At 40.0% G+C, this 14,402-nt stretch carries 7 protein-coding genes; 2 read left to right on the forward strand and 5 right to left on the reverse strand.

Annotation, left to right across the window (positions count from 1 at the left end):
- Positions 1–123: 123 nt before the first annotated feature.
- From RG963_RS00660 to RG963_RS00680, 5 genes are all read right to left on the reverse strand, one after another.
- The gene (locus RG963_RS00660) at positions 124–531 is read right to left on the reverse strand and encodes a response regulator (protein WP_310574343.1); all 408 of its coding nucleotides are present in this window, start codon (positions 529–531) and stop codon (positions 124–126) included.
- Positions 532–569: 38 nt separating this feature from the next.
- Positions 570–4,076, reverse strand: a complete 3,507-nt coding sequence (locus RG963_RS00665; RefSeq protein ID WP_310574344.1) for a PAS domain-containing protein — start codon at positions 4,074–4,076, stop codon at positions 570–572.
- Positions 4,077–4,657: 581 nt separating this feature from the next.
- Positions 4,658–5,824: a cation diffusion facilitator family transporter gene (locus RG963_RS00670; RefSeq protein ID WP_310574345.1), complete on the reverse strand. Its 1,167-nt coding sequence runs from the start codon at positions 5,822–5,824 to the stop codon at positions 4,658–4,660.
- Positions 5,825–8,037: 2,213 nt separating this feature from the next.
- Positions 8,038–8,532: a YqaA family protein gene (locus RG963_RS00675; protein ID WP_310574346.1), complete on the reverse strand. Its 495-nt coding sequence runs from the start codon at positions 8,530–8,532 to the stop codon at positions 8,038–8,040.
- Positions 8,533–8,921: 389 nt separating this feature from the next.
- On the reverse strand, positions 8,922–11,504 hold the full coding sequence (locus RG963_RS00680; protein WP_310574347.1) for an S-layer protein domain-containing protein: 2,583 nt from the start codon (positions 11,502–11,504) through the stop codon (positions 8,922–8,924).
- Between the two features lie 568 nt (positions 11,505–12,072).
- Between RG963_RS00680 and cca the strand changes: the two genes are divergently transcribed.
- Together cca and RG963_RS00690 are read left to right on the forward strand one after the other, a co-directional pair.
- Entirely contained in the window at positions 12,073–13,437 is a 1,365-nt protein-coding gene (cca, locus tag RG963_RS00685; protein ID WP_310574453.1) for a CCA tRNA nucleotidyltransferase, read from the forward strand.
- Positions 13,438–14,129: 692 nt separating this feature from the next.
- A complete protein-coding gene (locus RG963_RS00690) occupies positions 14,130–14,399 on the forward strand; it encodes a hypothetical protein (protein ID WP_310574348.1) in 270 nt (89 codons plus the stop codon).
- Positions 14,400–14,402 lie beyond the last annotated feature (3 nt).

The following is a 14,402-nucleotide window of genomic DNA, read 5'->3' on the forward strand; positions in this document are numbered from 1 at the left end:
TGTCCGTTCTTTCTCTCAATTAACTTTTCAATTTTTCTACCATTCATAGAACTAATTTGATATAAGCAGGATTTGTAATTTGTAATTATCTCTGGAAATTTTTATCTTTGAGTTATGAAAATTTTATTCAGTATTGTCCTCACTTTCTTTTTTTTCGGCTCTGTATTTGTGGAGTGCCATTTCTATATTGCTGTGCAGGTCTTCTTCCTTAAAAGGCTTTGAGATATACCCTGCAGGCTCTGTTGTTTTTGCCCTCTCAAGAGTCTCATCATCAGTATAAGCAGTCAGATAAAGCACTGGAATTCGAAGCCTGGTTTTAATTTCACGGGCAGCTTCAATTCCATCCATGTCTCCTTTTAACATTATATCCATTAAAACAAGGTCTGCGTTCGTTAGCTCTGCTTTTCTTATAGCTTCCTCTCCTGTGGACGCAGTACCCGGCACAGTATAACCGAGATTTTTCAGTTTATTTCTAATGTTAAGAGCCACGATATTCTGGTCTTCGACAACCAGAATTTTTGCTTTTGTCATTGTACCTCCCCTTTGATATCTGATAAGCCTCTGGATAATCAGTCGTTCTCCTTAAATAATATCTTGAAAGTAGTCTCTGCACCATTTTCAAGTTCGATTGCACCCTCCAGCTGCTCAACAAGAATATTTACGAGTTGCAGGCCCAGAGAGCTCGTATTCTTGAAATCAATATTTTCCGGAAAACCCAACCCATTGTCCGAAACTACCAGTGAATAGTGAATACTTTTATCAACTGAACTTTCAGAACCAATATTATTGGTGCTATTACTTATACTTTTATTCTCTCCATTCTTTTCAGTCCTGTAGAGTTTTATCCGGATTTCCCCTTTTGTACCTGGAGGAAATGCATGTTTCAGAGAATTGGATATCAGTTCATTAATGATTATCCCTAAAGGAACTGCCGTGTCCATTCCCAGAAAAGTCTCTTCGATATCCAGCCGCATCTTGACATCGCCTTTTCTGACAGTGTAGGAGCGAAAAAGATCTGCTGTCAGTTTTTGAAGATATGCTGAAAAATCAAGGGTTTCGTTGTTTCTTGATCTGTACAGTTCCTCGTGGATTATGGCCATGGTGGCAACTCGATTCTGACTCTCGCGGAAAGCTTCCAGAACTTCCTTTTCATTGAACTTTTCTGCTTGAAGTTCCAGCAGACTGGAAATGACTTGCAGGTTATTCTTAATACGGTGATGGATTTCTTTCTTGCGAATTTCTTCTACTTTTCCCAGAGTTTCTTCAGCCTCTTTTTGTCTGGTTATGTCGTAGACTGCACCCTGCAGGACTCTCTTCCTGTGTGCAGTGTCTGAAACATTCTGGATAATCTCACGAACCCATCTTACCTTTCCATCCCTGTGCTTTATACGGTATTCATGCTCTATAAAAAGTGCCGGATCATTTATCAATTTATTTCTATTTTCAAAAAATCTTTTCCGGTCTTCAGGAAGGACAATTTCATACCAGTCTACTTTTTCAGATACTAAGTCTTCTCCTGTATACCCTGCAATTTCTTCTACACTTCCTTCTACAAGAATAGGGGTGAAATCCGTATTCTGCTGGAATGCAATGCCTCTAAAGTTTTTCATGAAGGACTTGTAACGCTCTTCGCTTTCAGTCAGTTTTTCAGTTGCTTTTTTTCTCTCACTGACGTCTTTCATTACCCCTAGTACCCTGTATATACCTCGACTTTCATTTTTCAGGTAGACACCGCTGTCTTCCACATAAAAATAGCTTCCATCTTTTCTTCTGAATCTGTATTCTTCAAGATACTTTTCACCATTTCTCGTGCAGTTTTCATGGGCTTTTGCAGCTTTTTCCCGATCTTCAGGATGGACATGGTCAGCCCAGACAGCAGGGGTGAAGCCCTGGAACTCTTCAAAGCTGTACCCTGTGAGCTCCTCAATTGCTCCTACCCAGGAACTGTGATTATTTTTCACATCGTAATCATAGACGAGCTGCCCGGTCTGTACTGCAACAGCCCTATATCTCTCCTCGCTCCTTTCCAGAATTTCCCTGGCAAGTTTTCTTTCATTTATATCTTTTATTACTCCGACAATCCGGTGCACCTGATCTTTTTCATCTAAAAGGTAGATGCTACTGTCTTCGGCATGGAAATAACTCCCGTCCTTTTTTCGGAACCTGTATTCCTCAAGGTATTTTCCCCCGGTTTTCATACACATCTCATGAGTTTCCCATGCTCTTTTCTGATCTTCTTTATGGATATGTGCTAGCCAGCCTTCCAGATTCACATGCTTGAACTCTTCAGGACTGCATCCTGTAATCTGTGAAATGGCTCCTGCCCAGTCGATCTGCTCTGATTCTGCATCATAATCATACACAAGCTGCCCTGTCTGCTCTGCAACGATCCTGTATCGTTCCTCGCTTTTCCTGAACGTTTTTTCGGCCACTTTTCGCTGGGTTATATCCAGCATCACACCAACAACTCCAGCTACTCCCCCAGAACTGTCCTGGTAGGTAGCTTTGTGGAAAAGGAAATCTCTTTGCACGCCGTCGGCACAGACCACCTTGGTTTCGTAATAATTACTTCCCCCTGTCTCAATGAGTTTCCTGTCGTGCTTATGATATATTTCTGAAAGCTCTTTTGGAACTCTCTTCTGAAATTCCACGAAAGAGCCCCCTATAACCTCATCTTTGGGAAGCCCCATGATCTGCCTGGCAAAATTCTTGTTACAATTTACATATGTTTCATTCAAATCTCTCTGGAACACAGGGCTTGGAATATTATCAAGCAGCGTTTCCAAAAAATGTACGTTATTCTTAAGTTTATTTTCAATTTTCCTGAGTTCGGTTACATCAAGCATTACAGCAACCAAGTTTCTTGTTCCTTCGTCATCGGAAAAAGTCGCCCTGTTCACCAGAAAGTTTCTTTTTGTCCCATCGGCACACATTAGTTCTTTTTCGTAATTGTCGCCTCCTCCTTTCTGCAACAATTCCAGGTCGGATTTATGAATTTCGAGTGAAATTTCAGCTGGAGAACCCGCGTATACTTCAGGAAATATTTTTCCTATAATCTCTTCTTTTTCCCTCCCGAGAACCTGTTTGGCTAAAAGGTTATTACAGCCAAGGTACCTGCCTTCGTTGTCTTTAAGAAATACAGGTACATGTATCGTATTCAGGAGAGTTTCCAGAAACTTCAGGTTATTCCTGAGAGTTTTTTCAATTTTATTTCTTTCAGCTATTTCCCGCGAAAGGCTCTCATTTGCTTCGGTATATTCCAGGGTTCTTCTTTCAACGAGTTTTTCCAGTTCCTGTTGATGAATCCGGAGTTCTTCCTCTGCCTGCAGACGCTCTATGATCCCAGACAACAAAAAAGCGGCAGAATTCAGGAAATCTATATCATTCACAGTAAATTCTCTCTTTCCTGTGTTGTAAACTTCGATTACCCCGAAAGGCTTATTTATATCTCCTATAAGAACCGTTACGCCACTAACTACCCCGTAGCACCTGAGAAATTCAGTGAATTCAAAACGGGTTTCGGTCTCAATATCTTTCAAGACAACTGGTTTCCTCGAAAAGAGAGTGTATCCTGCCTGAGACTTCTCCTTTACTGTTATGATAATATTGCCTTTAAGATCATCTTCCCAACCATACCCTGCTCTCAGGATAAAATTTCCATCAGGCATGAGTTCCAGAATCCTGGAAAAATCCGCATCAAAACCCTGGGCAATAAGCAGAGCGCTTTCTTCCAGGATTGCCTGAACGTCTTTGCATGTGATAGATATTCTGCCAAGGCTGCTTAGGGAAAGGTATTGTCTTTCCTTTTTACGAAGTTTTTCGTCGGCAAAGGCTCTAAAACTTATGTCTACCCCTTGAAGATCTACATAATCTCCTTCCGGAAAAGGATAGACCACTGCAGCATATGTTGTTTCCCCTGCTTGAATTTTGAGATTTTTCGGTTCATTCCTTGAGAGGACTCTTTTTATACTATGTCTTAATGATTGAGGAACCTTTTCTCCTTCTTTTATACCCCAGTACTCAAGAAGATCACCAGCTGCCTTGTTAGTATATAAAACAGTTCCCTCCTTTCCCACCTTCAGAAAAAGATTAGGATTTTTTAAATAAAGTTCAGCTGCAATTTTTTCTTTACCTGTTTCCCCTATCTCTTCTACTTTCTCGATGAAATCATTACTTTTAATAACTTCCAGTCCCCCATTCTTTTCAATCTATATATTTGCCAATCGTAGAAGAATGGACCTCAGTATTGCTCACAACCCAGGTTAAAAATAGCTGTTACGGATTTTCCCATTTTTCCGTGGTCTGTTTTTTAGTCCGACGCTTCCTGGATTATCTCGCGTAAAAATATATTAGCCCATATGCACCCACTATTTAAAAAGTATATGATGTGGTTGAGGATTTACAAAGTTGGGCCTGATTTATTTCAATCAAAGTTGTGCTGGCGCACCCCGCTGCAAGCAACGGCGTATGTTCGCGCCACCACTTCAAATAAAGGGCAAAATACAGTAGTTTTATAGGAAAAATTACTGCATTTTTTTTACTTGACAATAGCCTGAAAGCAAGTTCACCGAACCCTGATGATGAAATTAAGACAAGTGCTTATAAATAGAAGATTTTTACAGTAAAAGGCCAACTGAAACTGAAATTTCTTTGGACCTTATTGGGAACAGGCATTCAAAACCTGCTTGTGTTTTCCCTGCAGTATTTCCGGATTCTCAGGCCCACAGTGACAGCATTCCCCTGAGGCTGTGAGAGGGTCTACATGGATAGTGGTGCCGGAAAGGTAAGAGAAGTTTTCAAGAAGTTTTTCCCTTATCGCGTTGGCGATTTCATGCCCTTCCCCAACCGAAAGAGAAGGAGAAACGGAAGCATTGATCTCTGCATGGAGCCTGTGTCCTATCCAACGGACTCTAAGGTCCGTGACTTCACAGACACCCTCTACACTTTCAGTAATATTTTTAACTTTATCGATGACTTCAGGCTCAACGCCGTCAAGAAGGCGGGTAAACACGAGCTTGCTCGAATCAAGGACTATTTTGAGAATGCTGATCGTGATTAATATTCCAATGAGAGGGTCAATGATCGGATAACCCAACCAGATGCCAACTACCCCGATAAGGACGGCAAGGCTGGTGAAACCGTCCACTCGGGCATGGTATCCATCTGCAATAAGGGCTGCACTCCCTATTTCCTTTCCAACTTTCATCCGGAACTGGGCCACAACCTCGTTTCCGATACAACCTATAATTGCGGCAATAGCTACAGCCTGCAAATGCTCTACAGGTTGGGGGTTTAAGAAGCGATTCACAGACTCATAACCCGCAACTGCAGCACTGAAAAGGATCAGGAGAACAATGATTATACCTGCAAGGTCCTCTACCCTGCCGTATCCGTAGGAGAAGCATTTGCTTGGTTTTCTTCCGGCAAGAGAAAAAGCTATTGCAAGAGGAATTGCAGTTGATGCATCCCCAAAGTTATGAATGGTATCGGCAAGGAGGGCAACACTGCCAGACTTAAAAAAGATTACAATCTGCAGAACGGCTGTGATCATCAGCCCTATAAAAGACCATTTAACAGCCCAGAGCCCTTTGTTAGTAGCAAGTATGGAAGGGTCCACAGTCCCATGAGTGTGACTGTGCCCGTGGGAATGTGCGTGCGGATGAGTACAAGAGTGATCCTGGGGATGATTGCCGGAGTGATCATGAGCATGAGCGTGAAAAGGAGAGCGGAAATTGAAAAACCCTTTTTTGCGGGGATTTTCCTCGGGCTGTTCGGAATCGCCCTCCTTTTCATTGGAATGAGAATTAGAATGCTTTTCAGACATGCTGGCACCTTGGTTAATATTCGATTTTCGAGCTTGTCTTAAAACCTATTTCGTATTTAATCATCAAAAGTTTTCAGGATTGCTCTTTCATGATAAGAAGCTCGATCGGTTACTGAAAAAACGAGATTCAAAGAGCAAATTTTGATTTATGGGATAAGCTCATCAAGCAAACTTGGAAGCCTTTTTATAAATAGGTATTTATCTTTAGAAAATAATTTTGTATGCAGGGATTCATACGTTTTTTCGGATAAATGCCATAGAAATGGACTTTTTCTTCCAGGCGATTTAGACTTCATTTTCCTGAAAGAAACAAAAAATTGGATATTTATTACTAAAAATCAGAAATGTAGCAATCTCCTCTATTGACAATCGACTGTGATACGGATTTTTCGTGAGGATTGACTAATCCATAAATACTTCAGTTTAGTGCCAAAGTGAAATTAGAATTCTAAATAATTTTTAAAATATTATTACAAATTCTTACAATGGAATATAAAATTATAAGGAATTTAGAAAAATAGCCTCAAAAATGAAAACAAGAAATGACGAATTTACCCTGGTATATGAATAAATGTGAAAAACAGGTGAAGAAAAAAAGTAAAATAAATAGACAAAACAAAAACACAACTCGAATTGTGTTTAGACCTCATTTTTCACAAAGTTAGGTTTCCCCCTCCATAAAACAAGAACCTTTATATCCTATCCTTTTCTGCCGGAATCGGCACACCTTTTCTTATTAAATTCTACCTAAAAAGGGTACTCCCTTATTCCGTATTTACGTTACCTCTGAAGCTAAGATCCGTTACCTAAATCCATATCCTTACTTAGTTTTCGAGTTTAGTTAGATTGGATAGAAACTCAATCCTCTATCCAGGCAAATAGACCTGAAATCGACTGGGGCTCATCCTTGGAGCGTGCAACCCGGGGAGTGAGGGCAAACCATTCTATCGGACCCTCACTCATCCAGGGAGCATACAATCCGGGATATGGGTATCAAGATAGAAAAAAGAACAAATTCTGAAATAATATGGAATTAGGAGGAATAAGACGATTTGGGATAAACAGCTAGACTACCTCGAATTACATAGAAACTTGATATAATGAAGATGGAAAATCTTACCAGAAAAATTACATGCTCCTATTTCACAGATACACCAGTGCAATAGGCGAAGGATGAAATTTAGCAGCCTTATAGATAAAACCTAAAAAACACAACCGGTTTTCAAATGTCTATCAAATATCGCTCGAGGACAGATGCTCTCGAGCAAACCTCCAAAAAACCATGTAATGAGCAAATCTCCAAAAAACCATGTAATACCTTATTAAATATCGCTCGAGGGTAGATGCTCTCGAGTAAACCTCCAAATATCCTGCAGTAACGAAAATAGGCTTACTTCAATGAAAATCTGAATGAATTAACCTTTTTTAGAATAATTTTAACTCTTTTTGGCCCGTTTCCCGCCAATCTATTGGAAAATATTCATAATGGATGAAGTTGAGTACCCGGTGAAAAAATAAGCTTCAAAAGGGAGAAATTTGAGGACGGAGAAGTGCCTGAGAAGCCTTGAGGACTCCTCAAGATCAGTGTGTAAATTAAGGGTTCTAAATGCTTATTTTTCTTAATACTCTTCTTATGGGATTTAAACAATAATAGATATCAAATACATCTTCAAACAAATCTGTTACTTTATGAGCTTATCCCAAAAGCCATTTTACTCTGTAATTATTAAGAGTTTCAGTATTATTTTCATGATGCAAAATTCATTGATCATCTGAAATACTGATTAAAAGAAGAAAATTCCGATTTATGGGATAAGCTAAGTATAATTCCGAAAAACGAAAGTAAGGAAATTCATTGACGTCATCAGGGATCTAATCTTATGTAAAGTTAAATTGTGTATAAAAATGAAGGAATAAAAGAAATAAGAAAAAAGAAAAAAGAAAAAAATGGAGGTTATAATCAAACATGTAGCCCGTTTTAAAGACCTGGAAGGCAGGCAAAAAACGATAGGTTAAAGCAATGGAGATCAACTAAATTTGCTTTAACAATGGAATATTGTTCCCTGCGTTATATAAATGTATCTATTTTCATTTCGTAAAAAATAACTTTTAGAAGATGAGTTCGGAAATGTACATTATAAAAGAAATAAATAGAACTTGAAAAGAAAAATTTACTACCTGAAAACTCAAAATCGATTTTAAAAAAGACCAGATCAATTGTTGAAAAAGACTGTCAGATAAGCAAGTACAAAATAACGCCCGAATTTCCCAAGAAAAACCAGAACCGAAAAAGATCTGAAAGGAAGCTGCATAAGTCCTGCAACCATTGTAATTGCGTCTCCGATCCCCGGTACCCAAGTGAAAAGAAGGGTGTAAACTCCGTATTTTTTAAAAAGCCTTTCACTTTTCTCAAGCATTTCATGAGAAGGAGATAAGTATTTCTCAAGCACAGGCCGCCCTTTTAGTCCAAGATAATAAGTTGTGCAGGACCCTAGATAATTACCTGAGGTCGCCACCATAACAACAGCAAAAGGATTAAAACCCTGGTAGATAAGAGCAACTACCAGCGCTTCAGACCCGAAAGGCAAGACAGTGGAAGCCAGAAAACTCAGGACAAAGAGGTTGAGGTAACCGTAATTAACAATAAAGGAACCCAAAAATTCAAGCATTGTATTCATACCATCGTAATTCAGTATTTTAAGCTGCATCTCAGGCATTAATTGCCGGAATTTACTCTTAATTCATTTTTTATATTCCTGCCGGCTTTACTTTTAATTAATTCTTTTTACATTCCTGCCCACTATCGTATTTATACTATTTTATTCCGGAGTAAGAATTGACGTGAAAAATGTAAAAATTTATACACAAATATATCATTTCCATAAAATGTTTTTGAAGAATAAATATTTTTGAAGAATGAGACAAGGGTGATTCTAAATATAAGGGTTATCCTGGCTACAAATATAAAATTAAAGCAAAAAAGAGCCCGATTAAGATCATAAGAGATAAAAACTTAGGAAAAAAAGATTTGAGAGCCGGAAATCAGGATTGGGATTTCCGGTTACACAGCTTTCAGTACGAAAGCCAGAAGTTTCGGTTATTTCCTCCTTTTCCGGAGAACGACAAATGCTGTGGCAAGTATTCCAACAGTTGCCATCCCACTGAAGAAAGGAGCTTTTTTCGTTACCTCATAACTTTTGCTCAGGCCTCCTACCTCAATTTTGTATGTTCCTGCGTCATTTTCAGTATGGGAGAATTCGACTGGCTTGCTCTCACCTGGATTCAGGCTTATGTTTTTTGAATCAACTGATTCGTTATTAACCAGCAATTCCACTTTTGATCCTCCTGCAACGTTTCCGCTATTCGTAGCATTTACCCTGATATTTACTGCGGTTCCGGCCTCAACTGAAGCCGGCTCTACCGTGAGGTTCGAAAAGGTAAACTGTGCTACGTTTTCAATTACCTCAATCAAGGTTTCCCCTTCTTCATAACCTGCTTTTGTAGTATTTATCATATAAGTTCCCGGAGCAGTAACCCAGTAAGATGTGAGACCTTCTGCGTTGGTCTGTTCATCAATCTTCTTCCCGCCGAAAAAGACATCTGCTCCGGATATAGACCCATTATTCGCTGAGTCAGTAACTTTTATTTTTATCTGATCTCCTTCCCTGATGATGTTCGGAGAGACTGAAAGCTGAAGTTTCAGGACGCCCTGTTTAACGACATCAACTTTTTTACTTCCCGAGACGTAACCTGCTTTGCTTGCAGATACAGTGAAGCTTCCTTCCTTACCAGGTGTATAGGTAAGGTTCCCACCGTCTCCGGTAGTCCCTATGCTCTCATTTCCAAAGGAGACTTCAACGCCCCCGACTGAAACATTTCTCGCCTTAACCAGGATTTCGGTCTGGTTCCCGGTTACAATGACAGCGGGCATTTCGATATCCAGCTGATCGCCTTTACTGGTCTCGATTTCAACGAAGGGATAAAAGCGCAGGACAGAAGCATCGGCTACCCTGAATTTGACTTTGCCCATCAGGTCAATAACGTCCCCTTTTGAAAGGGAGATTGCATCCGTATTTTTCATTGTGATTCCTGAACTGGAAATCGAGCTTATTTCCATTTCACCAAAGGAATCTCCCTCAGAAACTTTCAGGTAATCTTCCGAAATCTGGAAAATTCCCTCTATAAACACGGCATCAGTTTCCCGGGAACGGAAGACAGTACTTACATGGACTGCAATAGTCGGAACAGCTTCAGCCCCTCCGAGATCTGCTTCGTAGATATAGTCCCCATTCTGAGGAATTATTCCCGAATCAAGCAGCTTCCCATCCTTATAAAGCTCGAAGAGTATCCTTTCCCCGTTAACGTCGACCTCTGCTGCCTTAAGAGAATAGCCGTTCTCGAGAGCTAGAGAAGAGCCTGTAAACAGGGACTTTTTGTTATCGTCATCAATAAGAACTTTTGAAAGGATGCTGTCCGAAAGCACACTTATACTTTTTGAATTCCCAAAAATGTTCTCAGGATATCCTGCGAAATATTTCTCTGCCATGAAGCCGAGAACTTCATAATTTCCCCAGCTTTCATGCTCAAATTCAACAGGTTCCGGTCTTGTAGAATAAACGAGTGCTTCATCATCAATTGTCCTATCATCGAGTTCTTCAATGACAAGACTTTCAGTGGAGATGTTTTCGTCGATGTTATAATAAAAACCCTCGAAGTTAAAAGGTGTCCAGATAGAAGTATCAAATTTATCATCATGGACGGTTCCCCTTAACTCATAGGTCCCGGGCTCGGAGGTTTCAACTATTGGGGCAAAGCGAAGTTCGCTGGCATCAGCCACAATAAAACTAAGTTTACCCATGATATCTATTGTATCGCCCCTGCTAAGAGAGATGGAATCACTATTTCTCATCCTTATGCCTGAGCTTGAAATCGTACTTACCTCCATTTCTCCGAAATCGTCTCCATTTTTAATTTCCAGGTATTTGTCCGAAATCTGGAAAATCCCTTCCACAAAAACGGCGTTAGTCTCTATACCACTGAAGATCTGGGCGAAATGGACTGCAATTATGGGCACATCTTCTGCATCCCCTAGTCCGGTTTTATACACATAATCACTGTTAGAAGACAGGAAAGCATCATCTACTATATTGCCGTCCTTTACAAGCTGTACCCAGACAGTGTTTCCGTTCACATCAACTTCAACGATATTCAGGGTATATCCTTCCTCAAGAATGAGGGAAGAACCCGTGTACAGGGATTTCTTTTCGTCGGTATCTGTCAATACCTTTGAAAGCTGCCCCTCAGAAATAACGCTGATATTTTTATTTGCAAATCCGGAGTTTCCCGTGTATCCTGCAAAGTAGCGTTCTGCCATAAACCCTATAACCTGATACGAACCCCATTCACCGTGCTCAAAATCGGTTTGTATGGGTTTTGTTTCATACTGCAGGTTATTTTTTTCAATTGTCCGGCTTCCCTCGGTGAGCCGGACTGTAAGATTCTCTGAGCCTTCTCCGGTGTCCAGGTCATAATAAAAGCCCGAATAGGTCTGAGGCGTCCATGTATAAGTAAGGCTCTGGTTTGTATTTTCATCCCAGATGCGGTTGCCTGTGGAATCTGACTGGGCAGCAGCATTTATACATAGCAGCCCGAGTACCAGAAGTAGATATAAAATCTTCATGTAGTTTTTAATCCCCAAATTAAGCCTCCTCTATAGTTTATGAAGCGGGAACGCATTTTCAGGCTTCCGAATGGAAAAAATAGGAACAAAAATAGTTTCCTGAACATCCGGAAGATATCCTGAACCCAGGTACGCCCGTTTACCTGTAGATATCAAGGTATTCAACTATATGCATTAAATATCTCGGGCATCAAATAAAAAATTTTTGGATATTAATTAAAAATTTTTGAGCAATTTAGGCAATAGAAAAATTAAAAACAACAAAAAGAGGAACTATAGGCCGTAAAAACTGTAAAACTGTTTTCAGGTGCTTTTTTGGAAAATATAAAAATACACAGGTAGCAATTACAGGGATGGCCCCAGTACAGCTAGAAAAGTATTTTTATCACAGCCGGGTTTTATACATGTTTAGAATAATGGTCAGGAAATAAATTAACGAAAAACTCCCTTTCCTCAATAATTGTATTCGAGATCCACAAGTTATAAGTTTGAAGAGACGATTTCTGACATTTATGATCAAGAATACCATCAAGATCTATTCTGCAAAAAATATGGAGCCGTCCCTGGCATGGAAACGTATACAGGCATTCCCGAAGAATTAAGGCTTGCAGTCCTTGAGAGGATAAAACCCACTGCACCTGAAAGAGAAAAGCTCCTGGAGATCCAAGAAGAACTCGCCTCAGAGGTGAAAGCAGCAGCAGAAAAACTTGGCATATCAGGCGTACTTGTAAAAATGGTAGGTTCCGCTGCCAGAGACACCTGGCTTTCAGGCACTCATGATATTGATGTCTTTATAAGCTTTCCTGAAGAGACACCCAGAAAAGACCTGGAAACCCTGGGCATGGCAATTGCAAGGGAAGTGGCAAAGCTTGCGGAACACGCCGAAGACCGCCATGCCGAACATCCCTACCTGAATATTATATACAAAGGATTTGACGTAGACCTTGTTCCGTGTTTCCGGGTTGCCTCAGCTTCCCGGATCAAATCTGCAGTTGATAGGACCCCTTTTCACAACGACTTTATCAAACCCCGTATAAAAGGATGCGAAGATGAGGTCCTGCTGTTGAAGCAGTTCATGCGTGGAGGCGGAGTCTACGGCTCGGAATTGAGGACTCAGGGTTTTTCAGGATACCTGACCGAACTCCTGGTAATTCACTACGGTTCCTTCGAAAATACAGTCAATGCAGCCTGTTTCTGGAAGCAGGGAGAGAAAATAGATATAATGCAGCATACGGAAATCGAGCACGTAGAGCCCCTTGTAGTGGTTGATCCGACCGATCCCAGGCGGAACGTGGCTGCAGCCCTTTCCCTTGACAAATTCTGCATGTTTATAGATCACTGCCGGGAATTATTAAAAAGCCCGGAACTCAGCTTCTTCTTCCCCGCAGCCCTCTTGCCCCTTCAGGACAGAGAAATTCTGAAAAGGCTTGAAAGCAGAAAAAGCGCACAGTTTGCAATCGTCTTTAAAACCCCGGACGTAGTCGAGGACGTGCTCTACCCGCAGCTGTATAAAATGGAGCAGGCGGTAGCTGCCCTTTTAAGTGAATATAATTTTTCCGTGATTAAAACCGGGGTGTGGTCAGGGAAAAACGAAACCGTAATTATGCTCGAACTTATCTCAGGTACCCTTCCCAACGTCAAAAAACACATTGGTCCCCCTGTCTGGGTCAAAGTACATGCTGAGAAGTTCAAGGAGAAATACAAAGGGGCAGATGATGTTTTCGGAGGCTATGTCGAAAATGGAAAATACGTCTTTGAGATCCGGCGCAAATATCCCATGGCAAAAGGGCTTCTCGAAGACCGAATTATGAGCTGCTCCCTTGGAAAGCAGGTACATCAGAGCGTGAATGAGGGTTTTGAACTTATAGAAAATACCGGGATTTGCAGGTTAAAAGATCCCGATTTCAGGGTTTTTTTGAGAAAATGGATGTAAAAAGTATTCAACGGGAAAAAAGTAGTTGCCAATTAGCTGATTTTACACAAAGCGGAATTTTTCCGCAAAAATTCTTTTTTGGTGGGTCTTTTCGGCAGTGTAGCGAAAGTTCTGTAAAATCGAATTGACTCTAATCCTTATTCTTGTTTTTTTTCTCTGCCCTTGCGGATAATACTCTAGTTATTATTGATAAAAAGAATGATATGCCGAGTGCAATAAGTGTTAATTTGTTGATTGATAAGAAATATCCTAGTATTAACAAAAGCAACATTAAGAAAACGATGAATCCAAAATATTTATTCATGTTGCATTAATTGATAGCGCATGTTAATAAATATTAGGATTATTTTGGATTTGTTAGTTATTTGGAAGGGTAATAGGACTTACGCAGTTGAAGTACAAAATCAAGTACAAGCAATTTAATTGTGAGTATTGGAGTTTAGACAGTTAAGTATTTAGCGTTGCTGTTTTCTGTTCAACTGCGTCAGTCCTATTTGTGTAAGCATTATTAATAACATGGCATAGATTTCAAATACTTCATTGTGGTATGATAAATTATTTTGGCCAGATATAAAAAGTTAATAAAATTCCCCAAAAACAGTTACAAATTTATATTTTATGGAGTGAGTCTCAAAACTTGACTTTTTAATGTTTAATCTAATGTAATGCGTCGACGGAGGCAACTGAAGTCCATGCTGACTGAACCTGAACAAATAATCCAACTAGTATCGAGTTTATTAGCGCTAATCCTTTTTGTTATTTCCCTTCTTGCATATCTTCGAGAGCGTAGAAAGAAGCTTTGTATTTTATCTTTAGCATTTTTATTTTATTCAACGATGAATTTCTTGGATGCAGCAGATATTTTTTTCCCTCAAGCGGGTGAATACCCCGAAATCTGGGGAAGTTTACTCAATTTTGTCGTCCTTGCATTGTTTTTTCTTTCCATGATAACAAAAGAGTAAGGT

Source organism: Methanosarcina baikalica, assembly GCF_031461075.1.
Taxonomy (GTDB): domain Archaea; phylum Halobacteriota; class Methanosarcinia; order Methanosarcinales; family Methanosarcinaceae; genus Methanosarcina; species Methanosarcina baikalica.

Excerpts from the sequence above, each read along its gene's own strand:
- RG963_RS00675 (WP_310574346.1), bottom strand. The coding sequence starts at position 8,532 with ATGCAGCTTAAAATACTGAATTACGATGGTATGAATACAATGCTTGAA.
- RG963_RS00690 (WP_310574348.1), top strand. The coding sequence starts at position 14,130 with ATGCTGACTGAACCTGAACAAATAATCCAACTAGTATCGAGTTTATTA.
- RG963_RS00680 (WP_310574347.1), bottom strand. The coding sequence starts at position 11,504 with ATGAAGATTTTATATCTACTTCTGGTACTCGGGCTGCTATGTATAAAT.
- cca (WP_310574453.1), top strand. The coding sequence starts at position 12,073 with ATGGAAACGTATACAGGCATTCCCGAAGAATTAAGGCTTGCAGTCCTT.
- RG963_RS00670 (WP_310574345.1), bottom strand. The coding sequence starts at position 5,824 with ATGTCTGAAAAGCATTCTAATTCTCATTCCAATGAAAAGGAGGGCGAT.
- RG963_RS00660 (WP_310574343.1), bottom strand. The coding sequence starts at position 531 with ATGACAAAAGCAAAAATTCTGGTTGTCGAAGACCAGAATATCGTGGCT.